Here is a 16,539-nt window from a genome sequence, read left to right as displayed (position 1 = left end):
CGGGCAGGCCCCGGGCGTCGAGGGGTGGGCCCGTCGCTTCCGACGGTCCCACCCCTCGGCTGAGCAGCGGTCGCGGGCCGATCCCGGGTGCCGATCCCGGGCCCGCCGCTACGAGGCGTACGTCTCGTACTCCGCGACCCGCGGCGTGCCGCTCGCGCTGGTGATCTCGAAGGTGATCTTGCGGAGCGAGGTCGCCGGGAAGGTGATGACGCCGGCGCCACTGCCGGTCCGCAGGACCGCTCCGGTGTCGTGGTTGACGACCCGCCAGGATCCGATGTTGCCCACGGCGCCGGACGCTTCTCGGATGTTGATCCGGGCGACCGTGGTGGCGGAGTCCCACTTGATCGAGATCGAGCCGGTCGAGCCGGTCGGCGACCAGTACGTGCTCATGTTGCCGTCCCGCACGTTGCCGTAGCTCGTCCCGCTGGCCTTGCTGGAGCCGTCGGAGCCGGCCCCGATGCTGAGGTTCGTGCCGCTGGGCTGGCTCGGCGTCGGCGTGGGACTGGTCGGCGGGGGAGTGGTGGGCGCGGGCGTGGTCGGCGCGGGCGTGGTGGGCGCGGGGCTGGTCGGCCCCGGTGTCGGTGACTGCGGCGAGCAGTTTCCGTCGGACACCCGCAGGCCCGTGTTGGCCCCGGCCGTCTGCCGGACGATGTCCGGCACGCAGCTCGCCCCGTCGAGGCGGTACGAGTACGGGACGCTGACGCTGGTGGTGGACTGGACGTTGGGCCCGGCCGGGTAGTTGTCGCTGCCCGGGGAGGACCAGGTCACGCTGTTGAAGATGTTGCCGGCGACCTGCCAGTAGCCGCGTTCGTCGGTGTAGAAGGTGCCGAGCACGTCCTTGGAGTTGGCGAAGTAGTTGTTCTCCACCTTGGCCCGGGCGCCGGCCCGCGAGTTGATGCCGGACTCGTTCAGCCGTACGTAGTGGTTGTTGAAGATGTGCGCGATCCCGCCGCGCAGCAGGGGGGTGCGGGAGTCGATGTTCTCGTACAGGTTGTGGTGGTAGGTGATGAACCCGTTGGAGAGGTCGCTCTCGCTGGACCCGACGAGGCCACCGCGGCCGGAGTTGCGCAGGATGCTGTAGGACAGGGTCACGTACTGGGTGTTGTTCTTCATGTCGAAGAGGCCGTCGTACCCCTCCGACTCGCCACCCGAGGCCTCCAGGGTGACGTGGTCGACCCAGACGTTGCGGACGTCGCTCTCCATGCCGATGGCGTCACCGCCGTTGGACGTGGGGGAGCCCGACTTCTTCACGTTCCGGACGGTCACGTTCTGGATGATGATGTTGCGGGCCTCGCGGATGTGGATGCCGACCTGGTCGAAGACGGCCCCGCTGCCGACGCCGACGATCGTGACGTTGCTGATCTGCTTGAGCTCGATGACGCCGTCGGCGGTGTTGCAGCTCCCGCCCGACACCTTGCTGGTGTTGCCGTGGTTGATGGTCCCCTCGACCTGGATGATGATCGGGGTGCTGCTGCTGGCCCGGCCGCACAGTGCCGCGTGGACAGCGGTTCCGGTGGTGGCCCGGACGGTCTGCCCGCCGGCGCCGCCGGTGGTCCCGCCGTTGCTGCTCGCGTAGCCGGTGGCGGTGCCGGTCGCCGCCGACGCCTGGGGTAGCGGCAGGGCCACCAGGATCGCGGCGCCGAGGGCGCCCGCGGCCAGCGCTGCCTGGAGTCGCAGCGTGCCTTGTCGTCTCATCTCGTCTCACCTTCGTCCTCGAACGCGGGATGCTGCGTCCACGTGGTCTTCGCCCCGGCACCCGAACGAAACATCGATGAAACGCAATGCTAGGAAAGCGGTTTCCCCGAAGGCAAGGACTGCGATGTGCAGGTTTGTTGCAGCCCGCGTCACTCCCAGGGGCTGAGATCGCCGTCGAACTCGTGGAAGACCAGCCAGGTGCGGGTCGACAGCACCCCGGGAATGCTCTGCACCCGGCTCAGCACCACGTCGCGCAGGGTGGCGTTGTCCGGCGCGCGGACCAGGGCGAGCACGTCGTGGTCGCCGCCGAGCAGGGCGGCGTGCTCGATGTAGCGCACCCGGGCCAGCTCGGCGGACACCTCGCGCCAGGTGTTCTGCTCGATGGTGATGGCGACGTACGCCGACGTTCCCAGGCCGGCCGCCTCCGGCGCCACCTGTGCCCGGAAGCCGGTGATCACACCCTCGCGCACCAGCCGCTCCACCCGGGCGTACGCGTTGGTGCGGGAGATGTGGATGCGCTCGGCCAGCGTCCGCACCGAGGTGCGCCCGTCGCGCACCAGCTCGGCCAGGATGCGCCGGTCCACCTCGTCCAGGACGCGGGCCGATCGTCCCGTTCCGGCCTCCCCGGCCATCCCCGGACCGGACTCCTGGCTCATCGAACCGCCCCTCGTTCGCCAACCGTCCCGCGTTCACGGTGAATCTTGAGTCAATCATCCGACAGCAGGAGCATAGGCGCACCAGATGTCCAGGAGGTACCGCCGTGACGACCACACCCCAGGTCCGCCGGGCGTCCCAGCGCGCGCCCCGGCCGGCCACCACGCCGGAACCGGCCCGCGCGCTGCTGCCGGCCGGCGAGCCGGTACGCCTGCTCGCCCCCGACGGCACCCCGCTGCCGGCCCCCGCCGACTACCCCGAGCCGCCCGTCGAGGCCCTCGCCGAGATGTACCGCCGGATGGTGATCGGCCGCCGCTTCGACGTCCAGGCCACCGCCCTGACCAAGCAGGGCCGGCTGGCCGTGTACCCGTCCTCCCGAGGCCAGGAGGCCTGCCAGGTCGGGGCAATCCTCGCCCTGCGCGACGACGACTGGGTCTTCCCCACCTACCGCGAGTCGATGGCGCTGACCGCCCGGGGCATCGACCCGGTCGAGGTGCTGACCCTGCTGCGCGGCGACTGGCACTGCGGCTACGATTCCGCCGCCCGGCGCACCGCCCCGCAGTGCACCCCGCTCGCCACCCAGTGCGTGCACGCCGCCGGCCTGGCGTACGGGGAGGCGTACCAGGGGCGCGACACGGTTGCGCTGGCGTTCATCGGCGACGGTGCGACAAGCGAGGGCGACTTCCACGAGGGGGTCAACTTCGCCGCCGTGTTCAAAGCGCCGGTCGTCTACTTCGTGCAGAACAACCGGTACGCGATCAGCGTCCCGCTGTCCCGGCAGACCGCCGCGCCGAGCCTCGCGTACAAGGGCGTCGGCTACGGCGTGCCCAGCGAGCAGGTCGACGGCAACGACCCGGTCGCCGTCCTGGCCGTGCTCACCCGGGCGGTGGAACACGCCCGCGCCGGCCACGGTCCGTTCCTGGTCGAGGCGCACACCTACCGGATGGAGCCGCACACCAACGCCGACGACGCCACCCGCTACCGGGACGCCGACGAGGTGGAGGCCTGGCGGGACCGGGACCCGGTCGCCCGGCTGGGGACGTACCTGCGGGCCCGGGGCGCGCTCGACGACGCGACCGTGGCCGCGGTGGCGGAGGAGGCCGAGGCGTACGCGGCGGACCTGCGGGTCCGGATGCACGACAAGCCCACCGTCGAGCCGCTGAGCCTCTTCGAGCACGTGTACGCGGAGCCGACCCCGCAGCTGGTCGAGCAGCGCGAGCAGGTCCGCGCCGAACTGGCCGCCGACCAGGAGGGGGACGCCTGATGGCCACCATGACCATGGCGAAGGCGCTCAACGCCGCGCTCGCCGACGCGCTGCTCGACGACGAGCGGGTGGTCGTCTTCGGCGAGGACGTCGGACAGCTCGGCGGCGTCTTCCGGATCACCGACGGGCTCCAGGCCCGCTTCGGCGACAAGCGCTGCTTCGACACCCCGCTGGCCGAGGCCGGCATCGTCGGGTTCGCGGTCGGCCTGGCCATGTCCGGCCTCCGCCCGGTCGTGGAGATGCAGTTCGACGCGTTCGCGTACCCGGCGTTCGAGCAGATCGCCTCGCACGTGGCGAAGCTGCGCAACCGCACGCGGGGCGCGCTCGCCGTGCCGATCGTCATCCGCGTCCCGTACGCCGGCGGCATCGGTGGCGTCGAACACCACTGCGACTCCTCCGAGGCGTACTACGCGCACACCCCCGGCCTGAAGGTGGTCACCCCGGCGACCGTCGCCGACGCGTACTCGCTGCTGCGCGAGGCGATCGAGGACCCGGACCCGGTCGTGTTCATGGAGCCGAAGAAGCTCTACTTCGCCAGCGCCGAGGCGGAGCTGCCGGCGCGGACCGAGCCGTTCGGCCGTGCCGTCGTCCGCCGCACCGGCACCGACGCCACGCTCGTGGCCTACGGGCCGGCGGTGCCGGTCGCGCTGGAGGCCGCCGAGGCCGCCCGCGAGGAGGGCTGGGAGCTGGAGGTCGTCGACGTGCGGACGATCGTGCCGTTCGACGACGGCACCGTGGCGGCGTCGGTGCGGAAGACCGGCCGCTGCGTGGTGATCCAGGAGGCGCAGGGCTTCGCCGGGGTCGGCGCCGAGATCGCCGCCCGCGTGCAGGAGCGCTGCTTCCACGCGCTGCACGCCCCGGTGCTGCGGGTGTCCGGCCTGGACATCCCGTACCCGGCGCCGATGCTGGAGCACACCCACCTGCCGTCGGTGGACCGCGTGCTCGACGCGGTCGCCCGGCTCCAGTGGGACGACCAGCCGGACGAGCGGTGGGCGGCGGCATGAGCGAGCGCGTCTTCCTCCTGCCCGACCTGGGGGAAGGGCTGACGGAGGCGGAGATCGTCGAGTGGCGGGTCGCCGTCGGCGACACCGTGACGGTGGACCAGACCGTCGTCGAGGTGGAGACCGCCAAGGCGGTCGTCGACGTGCCGTGCCCGTACGCCGGCCGGGTCGTGGCCCTGCACGGCGCGGCCGGTGAGGTGCGGCCGGTCGGCCAGCCCCTGATCACGATCGCGCCGCTGGACGCCGCCGTGCCCGCCGAGCCGCCGGGGCACGCCACCTACCGCGAGGAGGAGCGGGCCGGCTCCGGGAACGTGCTCATCGGGTACGGCACCGGGCACGGCGGCGCCGGCCGGCGCCGCCGCCGGCCACGCCCGGCGACGGTGGACGCGGCGACCGGACCGGCGCCCGTCGCCGCCGCGCCGGCGTCCGTCGGCCGGCACCCGGTCCTGGTCATCTCGCCGATCGTGCGGCGGCTGGCGAAGGAGCGGGGCGTCGATCTGGCGACGGTCCGCGGCACCGGCCCGGGCGGGGTGATCCGCCGCGCCGACGTCGAGTCGGCCGCCACCCCGGCCGCGCCGGCCCGGCTCGCCGCCGTGCCGGACGTCCCGGACCCGCACGTCGGGCTCGGCGACGGCGACGTGGTGGTGCCGCTGACCGGCATCCGCAAGGCGATCGCCGACAAGCTGTCCCGCAGCCGCCGGGAGATCCCCGAGGTCACCATCTGGGTGGACGTCGACGCGACCGCCCTGCTGGAGACCCGCGCGGCGATCAACGCCGCCACGCCGGACGCTCCGGTGAGCATCCTGGCCCTGCTGGCCCGCGTCTGCCTGTCCGGGCTGCGACGGTTCCCGCAGCTCAACGCCCGGGTGGACAGCGAGGCGCAGCGGATCGTCCAGTCGGCCGGGGTGCACCTGGGCATCGCCGCCCAGACCGAGCGGGGCCTCGTGGTGCCGGTGCTGCGGGACGCGCAGCGGCTCACCACCGCCGAACTGGCCGCCGCGCTGGCCGAGACCACCGCGGCGGCGCGGGCCGGCACCCTGCCACCGGCCCGGCTCACCGGCGGCACGTTCACGCTCAACAACTACGGCGTCTTCGGCGTGGACGGCTCCACCCCGATCATCAACCACCCGGAGGCGGCGCTGCTCGGGGTCGGGCGGATCGTGGACAAGCCGTGGGTCGTCGACGGGCAGCTCGCGGTGCGGAAGGTGACGCAGCTCAGCCTCACCTTCGACCACCGGGTCTGTGACGGCGGGGTGGCCGGCGGTTTCCTGCGGCACGTCGCGGACTGCGTCGAGCGCCCGGCGGTGCTGATCGCCAACCTCTGAACGGACGCGGGGTGCGCCCCTGGCGGCCGCTCGGCCGCCAGGGGCGCCGGTGTTTCGCGCGCCGACGGCCGGGAACGCCGCACCGGGACCGGCACCGCGGAGGAGGCTCGGGTGGGGTATCCGGACGTGCTCACCTCGATCGGGGTGCGCCGGCACGCGGTGGCCGGCTCACCCCTGTTCTGCGACGCTCGGGAACACGGCCTGACCGGCGACGGGAAAACCAACGACCAGCCCGCCCTCGCGGCGCTCGTGGACCGGCTCGGCGCCGCGTACGCCGCCGACGGCCGGGCCCGGCTCATCTACTGCCCGCCCGGGGTGTACTCCATCCGGGACGCCGGGACCGTCTGGCGCTCCGGAGTCTCGCTTGTCGGCGCCGGCGCGGGCGCGACCCGGTTCGTCCTCAGCAACGACGGAAACCGGGCCGAGCCGGTGCCGCTGGCGTACTTCACGGCGCAGCTGCACGGCGCCAGCCCGACGCACCACCTGGCGCACGTCGAGTTCTCCGGCTTCGAGATCGACGGCTCCGGGGTGGCGATGGCCGACTACAACCCGCTCGCCAAGGGAATCGGCCTGCAGTTCATCACCCGGGGCATCTTCCGCGACCTCTACATCCACCACACCGCGGCCACCGGTCTGGGCTGCGACTTCCTCCAGGACTGTCTGATCGACACGGTGCTGGTGGCCGGCTGTGGCCGGGAGGACGACGGCACCCAGATGGGCGGGGCCGGCATCGGTGTCGGGGTCGGTGGCTGGCGGGACTCCGTCGAACGCTTCAACATCACCAACAGCAGCGCGGTCGGCAACGCCACCAACGGCATCTTCGTGGAGCTGCAGGACCCGGACCAGCCGCGCCCCCTCGGCGTACGGATCATCGGCTGTCACGCCCAGGGCAACCGCTTCGGGATCTCCGACTGGGGAATGAACGGTTTGATCGTCACGGCGTGCACGATGACCGGCAACCTGGACGCGGGCTTCCACGTCTCGGCCAAGGGCACCACCAACACGGCCGGCAAGGGCGGCCTGGTCACCGACTGCGTCATCGACGGCAACCTGCGCGACGGGATCAGCATCGGCAACACCCCCGGCCCGTACACGATCCGCGGCAACCGGGTCAGCGGCAACGGCCGCTACGGCTACCACCACCGGTCCCTCGGCGAGAGCACATCCGAGGCGGGCGTCGCCGAGGAGATCATCATCGAGAGCAACGACTTCTACGGCAACAGCGCCGACGGCATCCGCATCGACCGGCCGATGCGCGAGGCGGTCGTGCTCAACAACCGGATCCGCAACAACGGCCGGCAGTGCGCACCGGCCGCCACCGGGGGCGGGGACTTCGTCCGCTACAGCGAGCGCAGCATGATCGACCGGCAGGCGGCCTGGCGGGACGACGCGCACCGGGGCAAGGTGCTGCGGGTCGGCCGCCGGTACGCGGTGGTCGTGGAGAACAACGGGGCGGAGCTGCGGCTGGCGCCCATCCGCCCCGGCTCGGAGACCAGTTGGAGCGCCGACACCCCGCCGCCGGGAAGCGCTTACGAGCTGCCGGACGCGCCGCCCGTGCGGGCCGGGCTGACCATCAACGCGGCGGTGGACTCGCTGACCATCCGGGGCAACCGGATCTGGGACAGCCAGGACCCGCAGACCCAGACGTACGGAATCTGGATCACCGAGGCCGGCAGCGCCGCCGGGTGCCGGGTGCAGGACAACGACCTCGTCGGGAACGAGCTCGGCGGGATGCGGCTGGACACGCCGCCGATCGGCGGCCGCTGGACGGGCAACGACGACGGTTCCGACTGGGACTGACCCCGGACACCGGCGGCGGCCCCCGGTCCGCGCGGGCCGCCGCCGGTCCGGGTCAGCTCGCCGGCGTCGGTGCCAGGACCACCGTCGCGGTCCCGGTCTGCGGCGGTACGCCCGGCTCGGTCGGCGCGTCGGTGTACTCCGCGACGAACACCGCGGTCAGGTTGTCCGCCCCGCTGTGCCCGCCGTCGACGAACGTGGTGATCGTGCCGGTGCACCCGGAGGCCGACGACAGCGGGTGACCGTGCTGGTCGTGCCCGAGGATGTAGGTGACCGTGACCCGGGAACAGTCCACCGGCAGGTCGTCGGTGACCTTCACCTCGAAGGCGACGGTCTGGCCGAACTCGAACGGCTGGCCCGCCACCGGGCTGGCGAACTCGACGATCGGCGGGCGGGGGCCGATCAGCAGCGGCAGGGTCGCCGCGGCGGACCGCCCGGTGCGGTCGGTGACCTTCACGGTGGGCTGGTACGAGCCGTTCGCGGTGTAGGTGTGGCCCGGGTTCGCCTCCGTCGAGTCGACCGTCCCGTCGGCGTCGAAGTCCCACGCGTACCGCAGCCGGTCGCCGTCCGGATCCACCGTCCCCGCGCTGGAGAACTGCACGGTCAGCGGCGCCTGCCCGGCGGTGGGCGTCGCGCTGATCTTCGGAACCGGGGTCCGGTTGCCCCGGACGAAGTCGATCCGGGCCAGCTGGGCGTCGGGGTTCTCGGCGAAGTAGCCGTCGCCGTACTCCAGCACGTAGAGCGCGCCGTCGGGCCCGAACTCCAGGTCCATCGGGTTGTCCACGACCAGGGACGGAACGACCGGCCGGATGTCGCGTACGTCGCCGCGGCGGTCGAGGCGGAACTCCTTGATGTAGTCCCGGGTCCACTCGTAGAACAGCGGCACCCCGTCGTAGTACGCCGGCCACTTCGTCCGGGAGGCGCTGCGCCGGTCGTGGTCGTACGCCGGACCGGCCATCGGACCGATGCCGCCGGTGCCCAGCTCGGGGAACTCGCCGGAGGCGGCGGACGGGTACCAGACCTGCGGCGCGGCGACCGGCGGGAGGTTGCGCAGACCGGTGTTGCGCGGCGAGTCGTTCACCGGCCGCCGGCAGTCGAACTCGGGACCGGACCGCCCGGTGGCGAAGTCGTGGTCCCGGTACGCCAGGTCCGGCGTGACGCAGTACGGCCAGCCGTAGTTCGCCGGCCGGTCGACTCGCATCCAGCGGCCGTGCCCGGCCGGGCCGCGGTCGGGGTCGGCCGACGAGGCGTCCGGCGAGTAGTCGGCCAGGTAGACGTCGTCGGTGCGCCGGTCGACGGCGAACCGGAAGGGGTTGCGCAGCCCCATCGCGTAGATCTCGGGTCGGGTCTTCGGGGTGCCCGGCCGGAACAGGTTGCCCGGCGGGACGCGGTAGCCGCCGTTCGGGCCGACCCGGATGCGCAGCAGCTTGCCGCGCAGGTCGTTGGTGTTCGCCGAGGTGCGCTGCGCGTCGAACGCCGGGTGCCGGTCGGCCCGCTCGTCGATGGGCGTGTAGCCGTCGGAGAAGAAGGGGTTGGTGTCGTCGCCGGTGGACAGGTAGAGGTTGCCCCTGCTGTCGAAGTCGATCTGCCCGCCGACGTGGCAGCAGATGCCCCGGTCGGTCGGGACGTCGATGATGCGCTGCTCGGTCCGCAGGTCCAGGGTCGCGCCGGTCAGCTTGAACCGGGACAGCCGCAGGACGCCCCGGAACGGCGCCCAGTCGGCTTCGGTGCCGACCAGCGGGGCGTCGCCCTCGTTGACGTCCGGCGTGGCCGGGTCGTCGGTCGGGGTGTCCAGGCGCGGTGAGTAGTACAGGTAGACCCACCGGTTGCGGCTGAAGCCCGGATCGATCGCGATGCCCTGCAACCCCTCCTCGTCGTGCTCGTAGACCGGCACGTCGGCGGCGAGGGTGTTCAAACCCGTACGCGGGTCGTGGATGCGGACCTCACCGGTGCGGGCGGTGTGCAGCACCCGTAGGTCGGGCAGGACGGCGAGGCTCATCGGCTCGCCGGGGAAGTCGTTGAGGGTGACCTTCTGGAAGCTGCTGTCCGGCGGCGGCGCGGTGGCGGGCGCGGCGGTGGCCGGGCTGGCCGGCGCGGTGAGGCCGGCGCCGACCAGCAGCAGGGCGGACAGGTACGCGGTCCTTCTCGTCATGTGCTCGTCCCCCGAGAGGTGGTGGTCAGTAGCGCAGCGAGGCGAGGTGGTCGTAGCCGACGCGGGCGGTGGTGAGCGCGTCCGCGGGAGACCGCGGCGGGGTGCCGGCGTCGTCGCGCTCGACGATGTACTCCTCGATGCCGGGTGCCTGCGCGAAGACACGACCGAAGTCGATCAACCCGTCGCCGAGGTCGGCGAAGCTGGCGTTGACGTCCATGTCCTTGACGTGGACCTGCCGGATCCGGCGGCGGTGCGCGCGGATCACGTCGACCGGGTCGTGGGCGCCGCGCCAGGTCCAGAACAGGTCGAGTTCGAAGTGGACGTTGCGCGGGTCGGTGCCGGTGGCGAGGATGTCGAACCCGGTCCGGCCGTCGGTCAGCGGGACGAACTCCAGCTGGTGGTTGTGGTAGCCGAAGTCGATACCGGCCCGGCCGGCCAGGCGGCCGGCCCGGTCGAGGTCCCGGGCGAGCGCCCGGTACCGCTCGGGGTCCCGGATCGGCTGGCCCTGCTCGTCCAGCCCGAACCAGGGGTGGACGAGGTACCGGCAGCCGACCGTGACCGCGTCGGCGAGCGTACGCTCCCAGGCGTCCGCGTCGAACGGCTGCGGGATGCCGGCGTGCCCGGACGTCGCGCGCAGGCCGGCGTCGTCCAGGGCCGCGCGGAACTGCGCCGCGGTGCGGCCGACGAAGCCGGCGTGCTCGACCCGGCGGTAGCCGATCCGCCGGAGTTCCGCGAGGGTGCCGGGCAGGTCGACGGCGAGCTGGTCGCGGAGGGTGTAGAGCTGGATGCTGATCCGGTCGAGCGGCACGCGCCGGCGACCCGGTCGGGCGTGCCCGGGGGCGTCGGTGGCCCCGTGTGGGCCGGGGGCCGCCGCCGCGGCGGCCGGCGAGGCGATCATTCCGGCGGTCCCGAGCGCGGCGGCGGACGCGGTGGCCGCGCGCAGGACGCCCCGACGGGTCAGCGGGTCCCGCCCGGGCTGGTGGTGGTGCTGGTCCACGGTGGTGGTCCTCCCTGCCGGACCGAGAAGTCCGGCCGTCGGCGGCCGCACCGGCCCCGCGCGGGCACGACGGACCGGCCGGGCGGTCGCCCGGCGATGGCGGTCACGACGCCGGCGCGGGCGCGCACCGGGGCGCCCGTCACCGCTGGCAGGTCCGATATCGACCGATGGACAACTTTGTATCTAGTTGGCCACCGTACCCTTACGGCTGGTCCGACGCAAAGGTCTGTTATCGGGATCGAAACTTTCGATGACCGAAGCAAAAGATGTTCCGGGCGGCGGCCGAACGAGGCTCGGGCGAACGGGCCGGGCGGGCCGAAGGCGGACGGTCGACGGCGATCAGGCACGGTCGGTAACGGCCGGCGCAGGGCGCGCCGGACCGGAAAACGCGGGCGATAATTGCGCCGGGCGATTCTCCGAAAATGCGTTCCCGACGGCGTGCGGCCGAGAGAATGTGGCGGAGGGAAAGCAATAAACGGGGGGACGCTCATGGATTTCAGGCGGCGAATGACGCTGCTCGCGGTGACCGTCGCGGCCGCACCGTTGGCGCTCGTCGGATGCACCGCCGACGGCAAACCGGGCGAACGGCGGGCCGAGGGGCGGGCCGCCCCGCCGGAACTGACCGTCACACCGTCCGACCGGACCCGGGACGTCCCGATCAGCGCCGAGGTGGGCACCGCCGTCAAGGGCGGCAAGGTGACCTCGGTCCGGATCACCGACGACAAGGGCACGAAGGTCGAGGCGGAACCGCGGGAGGACGGCTCCGGGTGGGTGCCGGCGACTCCACTGAAGCCGAAACGGACGTACACCGCCGAGGTGACCGCAACCGGCGACTCGGGTGCCACGACCACCCGGAAGACGACGTTCACGACGATGCCCGAATCCACCCGACCGCAGATCACCAGCACGTTGTATTTCGCCGACAAACGGACGTACGGAACCGCGATGCCGGTAACCGTCGCGTTCGACCCGCCCATTCCGAAAGAAGCCAGGGCGGCGGTGCAGCGGCGATTGTTCGTGAAGACGAACCCGCCGCAGCCGGGGGTGTGGTCGTGGGTGTCCGACGGCAGCCAGGTCTACTACCGGGCGCCCGAATTCTGGCGGCCAGGCACCACGATCAGCGTCCGGGCCGGGCTGAAGGGCCTGCCGATCGGCAAGGAGTACGTGGGCGACAGTGACCGGCGGGCGACGTCCAAGATCGGCCGGCAGGTGTCCCTGGAGATCGACAACGCCACCAAGCAGATGTCCGTCCACCGCGACGGCAAGCTCCTCCGCAGGATCCCGGTGAGCCTCGGCAAGCCGAGCACGCCGACCTCCAGCGGCAAGATGGTGATCATGGAGAAGCACCAGTTCACGACGTTCGACACCCGGGGTTCGGCCGACCCGTACGTCGTCGACGTCGAGGACGCGCAGCGCCTCACCTGGGGCGGGGAGTTCATCCACGGCGCGCCATGGTCGGAGGGGGACCAGGGGAACCGGAACGTCTCCCACGGCTGCACCAACGTCTCCGCGATGGCGGCGGACTGGCTGATGAACGTCACCCAGGTCGGTGACCTGGTGACGGTCAAGGGCACCGAGGTGGAGCTGAACGAGGGCAACGGCTGGACCGCGTGGAACGTCAGCTGGGACCGGTACGTCAAGGGCAGCGCCCTGCCCGTGCCGGCCGGCCTCGGTCCGAGCCCAACCCAGGCGCCGCACCCGGGCGCCGTGGCCGGCGGCTCACCCGTGCCGGCGCCGTCCGTCCGCGGCGGCTGACCGGTCAGGTACGCGGGGGCCCGGATCCGAGGTTGATCCGGGCCCTCCCGCGCGTCGCGCTCCGGCCTCCGTCCGGGCTCGGCACCGGGGCCGAGCTGATCAACGCAGCGGCACCCGGGCCACCCCGGCGCCGGTCAGGCTGCCCAGCCACAGGTGCTCGCCGTGCTGGCGGACCCCGGTGACCATGTCGTACCTCCCGTCCGGACCGTGCAGCGTCCGCAACACCCGGCCCTCACCGTCCACGAGCGCCACCAGGCCGTAGCGCAGCGGCTTCGGTTGCACCGCCGCCGGCAGCACGGCGACGAGCTGCCGCAGCCTGGGGTGCGGCAGCAGCCGCTCGGCGACCGGCACACGCGGGCTGGGCAACGCGATCCAGTACGTCCCGTCACCCACCGCGGCCACGTTGTCCGGGTACGCGGGCAGGTCCGCCAGGACGGTGACCGCGCCGTCCGGCAGGCCGACCCGGACCAGCCGGTGCGTCGCCGTCTCGACCAGCATCAGCGCGGACTCGTCCGGGGTGAGCGCCACACCGTTCGGGAAGTACAGCCCCGCGCAGACCACCTCGGTGCGCCCACTGCCCGGGTCGTACGCGAGCACCCGTCCGTTCGGACGGTGCTCCAGCAGGTCGCGTTTCCAGTGCGACACCGGGAACCGGCTGGACGAATCGGTGAAGTACACCGTGCCGTCCCGGGCGATCGTCGCGTTGTCGGCCAGGTGCGGCCGGGGCCCGGCACCGCCCAGCTCCCGGACCGTCCCGTCCCCGGTCACCCGCAGCAGCCCCCGGTACGCGTCGCAGACCACCAGGCTGCCGTCACGCGGGTCGATCTCCACCCCCAGCGGGCGGCCGCCGGTCTCGGCCAGCAGCTCCGGCCGGGTTCCCGCGGGCGCGTCGACCGGCCACCACCAGATGGCGCCGTCCTCCGATCCGCTGACCACCCGGCCCGCCGGATCGATCACCACGTCCTCCGGTCCGGACCGGCCGGCGGGCAGTGGCAGCAGGTCGACGGCGTCGAGCCGGCGGTCGGTGGGCGCCCACGGCCCGTCGAGCGGCGGTGGCACCGTGGCCGGCTCGCGGACGGGACGGATGAGCCACGGTGCGCGGGGGCGGGGTACGCTCATCCGCCCATTCTCACCCGCCGATGCGGGGGTGTCGCCCGGAAGGGGGATCCCCGACGCCTCCGGGTGCGACCCTGGTCGTACCCGGATCCCGTACCGCGGCACGAGGGAACTGTCGGTGGTGCCGGCTAGATTCGTGGCCATGGGACAGCGGGACGAGCGGTTCCACGTCGAGGTCCGCGTGGGCGACCGGGTGGTGGACGTGCGAGCGACCGGCGAGGTCGACATCGCCACCGTCGGCGCGCTGCGGTCGGCCCTGTGGGCCGCGCCGGCCCGGTCGGTGCTCCGGCTCGACCTGTCCGGCGTCCGCGTCCTCTCCGCCGCCGGGGTCCGCGCGCTGGCCGCCGCGCACCTTCGGTTCCGCGCCGGTGGCGGCGAGCTGGTGCTGGTGGGCCCCGATCCGGTGGTGGCCCGGGTCCTGCGGGTGACCGGCCTGTGTCGGGTGGTCCGGGTCGTCGACGACGTGCCCGACCCGGCCGCCGGCCCCGCCCTCGTCGCAGCCTGACCGATCACTTCTTCGTCGACCGGCCGCGGAAGCCTCGCTTCCGCGGCCGGTCGACGTGGCTGCGGCCCGCGGTGTTAACAGGGGACCCTTCCTCTACCGCAGGCGTTAACGGGGGGCCCTTCCTCTACCGCAGGCGTTAACAGGGGGCCCTTCCTTACACCGTCAGCGGACGGCGAGCAGGTCGACGACGAAGACCAGGGTCTCGCCCGGCTTGATCACGCCGCCGGCGCCCCGCTCGCCGTAGCCGAGGTGCGGCGGGATGGTCAGGCGACGCCGGCCACCGACCTTCATGCCGACCACGCCCTGGTCCCAGCCGGCGATGACCCGGCCGCCGCCGAGCGGGAACTCGAAGGGCTCGCCCCGGTTCCAGGACGCGTCGAACTCGCGCCCGGTGGAGTGCGCGACGCCCACGTAGTGCACGCGGGCCACCTGTCCGGCCCGTGCCTCGGGTCCGTCGCCGACGCTGATGTCCTCGACGACGAGGTCGGCCGGCGGCGCGCCCTCGATCGGGCCCACCTCGGGCTTGCCTGCCTGGTTCATCCGGGAGTCTCCTGCCGTGACCGTCGTGACGTGCTTCGTACCGTGATCCTGCCGGATCGTGATCGGCCGATGCGCGCAGGGAGACCCGGGCCGGGCGTGGCGCGGACGAAGCGGGCGCCACCGGTGGTGGCGCCCGCCGTCGGGGGTGTTGCGGGATCGGTCAGCGCAGCCAGGGGAAGCGCTGGACGAGGGGGACCCTGGCCCAGGTCCTGCCGAGGCCCCATGTGTCGCCGGCGTTCAGCAGGGCGATGACCGCCAGCACCGCGGCGTAGACGAGGTGGTCGTCCATGAACGGGTTGTTCTCGGGAGGCAGGACGGCCGTCCACATGAGGACCAGGAGCAGCCCGCCGGTGACGGCGGCGACGCGCACGCCGATGCCGAGCAGGAGGGCGGTGCCGATGGCCGCCAGGCCGATCATGAACAGCCAGTCGGCCCAGACCGCGCCGGCGATGCCGTTGTAGAAGCCCTTGAACGGTCCGGCCGCGCCGAAGGCCAGGAAGCCCTTGGTCGGGCTGCCACCGTTGATCCAGGCGTTCTTGGCCTCGGTCGCCAGGCCCAGCCCGAACAGCTTGTCGAGGAAGGCCCACAGGAAGACCCAGCCGAGCGCCAGGCGGGTGCCGGCCAGCACGTAGCGGGCTGCCCGTTCCCGGCGGGTCTCGGCCTGCGGCCGGTTCGCGTCCGCCGGGTTGATGGTCTTGGCGGTGTTCCGCTTGGTCGTCGCGGTCATCGTCTCCACGTCCCTTCCTCTGCTCGCACCGCGCTTCCCGGTGGCACCTCCATTGGACGCCGGGGCGCCGTCGGCCCGTCAGAGGCGACCGGGCCCTCCCGGACCGGGACCTTGGACCCCTTCCGGTCGGTCCGCTCGGCCGTGCGGATGCGGTCCCGCGACCCTGACCGCGCCACCCGTCGCCGCCATACCGTCCGAGGTGGAAACGGCGAGGAGGTCGTGATGAGGACTTGGCAGGTAGGCGACGTGATGACCCGGGACGTCGCGACGGTGGGCGAGGAGACCCCGTACCGGGAGATCGTCGACGTGCTCGTCCGGCGTGGCATCAGCGCCGTACCGGTGATCGACGGGTTCCGTCGGGTGCTCGGCGTCGTCTCCGAGGCGGACCTGTTGCACAAGATCGAGCGGGCCGGTCACCCGGACCAGCGGCGGATCTTCGAGGGGCGGCGGCACCGTTCCGCGCGGGAGAAGGCGGACGCGCTGGTGGCGCGGGACCTGATGACCGCCCCGGCGGTCACGACCTGGCCGACGGCGACCATCCCCGCCGCGGCCCGGCTGATGGACCAGGAGTCGGTGAAGCGGCTGCCGGTGCTCGACGACCTCGGCCGCCTGATCGGCATCGTCACGCGCGGCGACCTGCTCCGGGTGCACCTTCGCACCGACGCCGAGATCCGCGAGGACGTGGTGCAGGAGGTGCTGCGCCGGGTGCTCGCCGTACGGGACGGCCTGGTGACCGTCCAGGTTCGCGACGGCGAGGTGACGATGGACGGACGCGTGGACCGGCGCAGCGCCGCCGACCTGGCGGCCCGGCTCGCCGGTCAGGTCACCGGCGTCGTGCGGGTGGTGAGCACGATCGCGTACGACGTCGACGACACCGGCCTGGTCGAGCTGGGCGCCGGGCAGGTCACCCCGGTCGCCTAATGGGTCGTACCGAGTTGTTGTAGGACACTCGGCTCCGGTAGCCGCCGGCCGGTGAGCACTCTCGTCGCCTGGATCTTGAGAATCCTAGGG

Annotated in this window: 14 protein-coding genes; 7 read left to right on the top strand and 7 right to left on the bottom strand. The window is 72.8% G+C overall.

The genetic code is table 11. From position 1 onward, the window contains the following. Nucleotides 1–108 precede the first annotated feature (108 nt). Together ABTW87_RS26600 and ABTW87_RS26595 are read right to left on the bottom strand one after the other, a co-directional pair. Nucleotides 109–1,695 (bottom strand): pectate lyase family protein, encoded by a 1,587-nt coding sequence (locus ABTW87_RS26600; protein WP_350653797.1) that lies wholly within the window; start codon nucleotides 1,693–1,695, stop codon nucleotides 109–111. A gap of 149 nt (nucleotides 1,696–1,844) precedes the next feature. After that, nucleotides 1,845–2,351: an Lrp/AsnC family transcriptional regulator gene (locus ABTW87_RS26595; RefSeq protein ID WP_502891649.1), complete on the bottom strand. Its 507-nt coding sequence runs from the start codon at nucleotides 2,349–2,351 to the stop codon at nucleotides 1,845–1,847. A 104-nt stretch (nucleotides 2,352–2,455) separates the two neighbouring features. On the opposite strand from ABTW87_RS26595, the gene pdhA reads away from it, so the two are divergent. The 4 genes from pdhA (at nucleotide 2,456) to ABTW87_RS26575 (ending at nucleotide 7,739) form a co-directional block, all read left to right on the top strand. After that, a complete protein-coding gene (gene pdhA, locus ABTW87_RS26590; protein ID WP_350653795.1) occupies nucleotides 2,456–3,613 on the top strand; it encodes a pyruvate dehydrogenase (acetyl-transferring) E1 component subunit alpha in 1,158 nt (385 codons plus the stop codon). After that, a complete protein-coding gene (locus ABTW87_RS26585) occupies nucleotides 3,613–4,617 on the top strand; it encodes an alpha-ketoacid dehydrogenase subunit beta (RefSeq protein ID WP_350653793.1) in 1,005 nt (334 codons plus the stop codon). Before pdhA ends, ABTW87_RS26585 begins: the two co-directional genes overlap by 1 nt. Next, on the top strand, nucleotides 4,602–5,939 hold the full coding sequence (locus tag ABTW87_RS26580; RefSeq protein WP_350653791.1) for a dihydrolipoamide acetyltransferase family protein: 1,338 nt from the start codon (nucleotides 4,602–4,604) through the stop codon (nucleotides 5,937–5,939). The genes ABTW87_RS26585 and ABTW87_RS26580 overlap by 16 nt, the downstream gene beginning before the upstream one ends. A 111-nt stretch (nucleotides 5,940–6,050) precedes the next feature. Continuing rightward, entirely contained in the window at nucleotides 6,051–7,739 is a 1,689-nt protein-coding gene (locus ABTW87_RS26575; RefSeq protein ID WP_350653789.1) for a right-handed parallel beta-helix repeat-containing protein, read from the top strand. Nucleotides 7,740–7,791: 52 nt separating this feature from the next. Here ABTW87_RS26575 and ABTW87_RS26570 read toward each other — a convergent pair whose 3' ends face one another. Together ABTW87_RS26570 and ABTW87_RS26565 are read right to left on the bottom strand one after the other, a co-directional pair. Then, complete coding sequence (locus ABTW87_RS26570) at nucleotides 7,792–9,888, bottom strand: PQQ-dependent sugar dehydrogenase (RefSeq protein ID WP_350653787.1); 2,097 nt, start codon at nucleotides 9,886–9,888, stop codon at nucleotides 7,792–7,794. Nucleotides 9,889–9,913: 25 nt separating this feature from the next. Beyond that, nucleotides 9,914–10,885 carry a sugar phosphate isomerase/epimerase family protein gene (locus ABTW87_RS26565; RefSeq protein ID WP_350653785.1) on the bottom strand — a complete coding sequence of 324 codons (972 nt, stop codon included), beginning with the start codon at nucleotides 10,883–10,885 and terminating at the stop codon, nucleotides 9,914–9,916. A 489-nt stretch (nucleotides 10,886–11,374) separates the two neighbouring features. On the opposite strand from ABTW87_RS26565, the gene ABTW87_RS26560 reads away from it, so the two are divergent. Further along, a complete protein-coding gene (locus ABTW87_RS26560) occupies nucleotides 11,375–12,640 on the top strand; it encodes a L,D-transpeptidase (RefSeq protein ID WP_350653783.1) in 1,266 nt (421 codons plus the stop codon). A 99-nt stretch (nucleotides 12,641–12,739) separates the two neighbouring features. Here ABTW87_RS26560 and ABTW87_RS26555 read toward each other — a convergent pair whose 3' ends face one another. After that, on the bottom strand, nucleotides 12,740–13,759 hold the full coding sequence (locus tag ABTW87_RS26555) for an SMP-30/gluconolactonase/LRE family protein (protein ID WP_350653781.1): 1,020 nt from the start codon (nucleotides 13,757–13,759) through the stop codon (nucleotides 12,740–12,742). Between the two features lie 139 nt (nucleotides 13,760–13,898). Between ABTW87_RS26555 and ABTW87_RS26550 the strand changes: the two genes are divergently transcribed. After that, nucleotides 13,899–14,261 (top strand): STAS domain-containing protein, encoded by a 363-nt coding sequence (locus tag ABTW87_RS26550; RefSeq protein WP_350653779.1) that lies wholly within the window; start codon nucleotides 13,899–13,901, stop codon nucleotides 14,259–14,261. Between the two features lie 162 nt (nucleotides 14,262–14,423). On the opposite strand, the gene ABTW87_RS26545 is transcribed toward ABTW87_RS26550, so the two are convergent. Together ABTW87_RS26545 and ABTW87_RS26540 are read right to left on the bottom strand one after the other, a co-directional pair. Continuing rightward, the gene (locus ABTW87_RS26545) at nucleotides 14,424–14,801 is read right to left on the bottom strand and encodes an FKBP-type peptidyl-prolyl cis-trans isomerase (RefSeq protein ID WP_350653777.1); all 378 of its coding nucleotides are present in this window, start codon (nucleotides 14,799–14,801) and stop codon (nucleotides 14,424–14,426) included. A 160-nt stretch (nucleotides 14,802–14,961) separates the two neighbouring features. Further along, the gene (locus tag ABTW87_RS26540) at nucleotides 14,962–15,537 is read right to left on the bottom strand and encodes a hypothetical protein (protein WP_350653776.1); all 576 of its coding nucleotides are present in this window, start codon (nucleotides 15,535–15,537) and stop codon (nucleotides 14,962–14,964) included. A 213-nt stretch (nucleotides 15,538–15,750) separates the two neighbouring features. Here ABTW87_RS26540 and ABTW87_RS26535 point away from each other — a divergent pair, with 213 nt between their 5' ends. After that, nucleotides 15,751–16,449 (top strand): CBS domain-containing protein, encoded by a 699-nt coding sequence (locus ABTW87_RS26535; protein ID WP_350653774.1) that lies wholly within the window; start codon nucleotides 15,751–15,753, stop codon nucleotides 16,447–16,449. Nucleotides 16,450–16,539: the final 90 nt, after the last annotated feature.

The organism is Micromonospora sp. NPDC126480 (assembly GCF_040302465.1).
In the GTDB taxonomy this organism is placed as follows: Bacteria; Actinomycetota; Actinomycetes; order Mycobacteriales; family Micromonosporaceae; genus Micromonospora.
The sequence above is the reverse complement of the archived record's forward strand: the minus strand, read 5'-3'. Positions and strand labels throughout refer to the sequence as shown.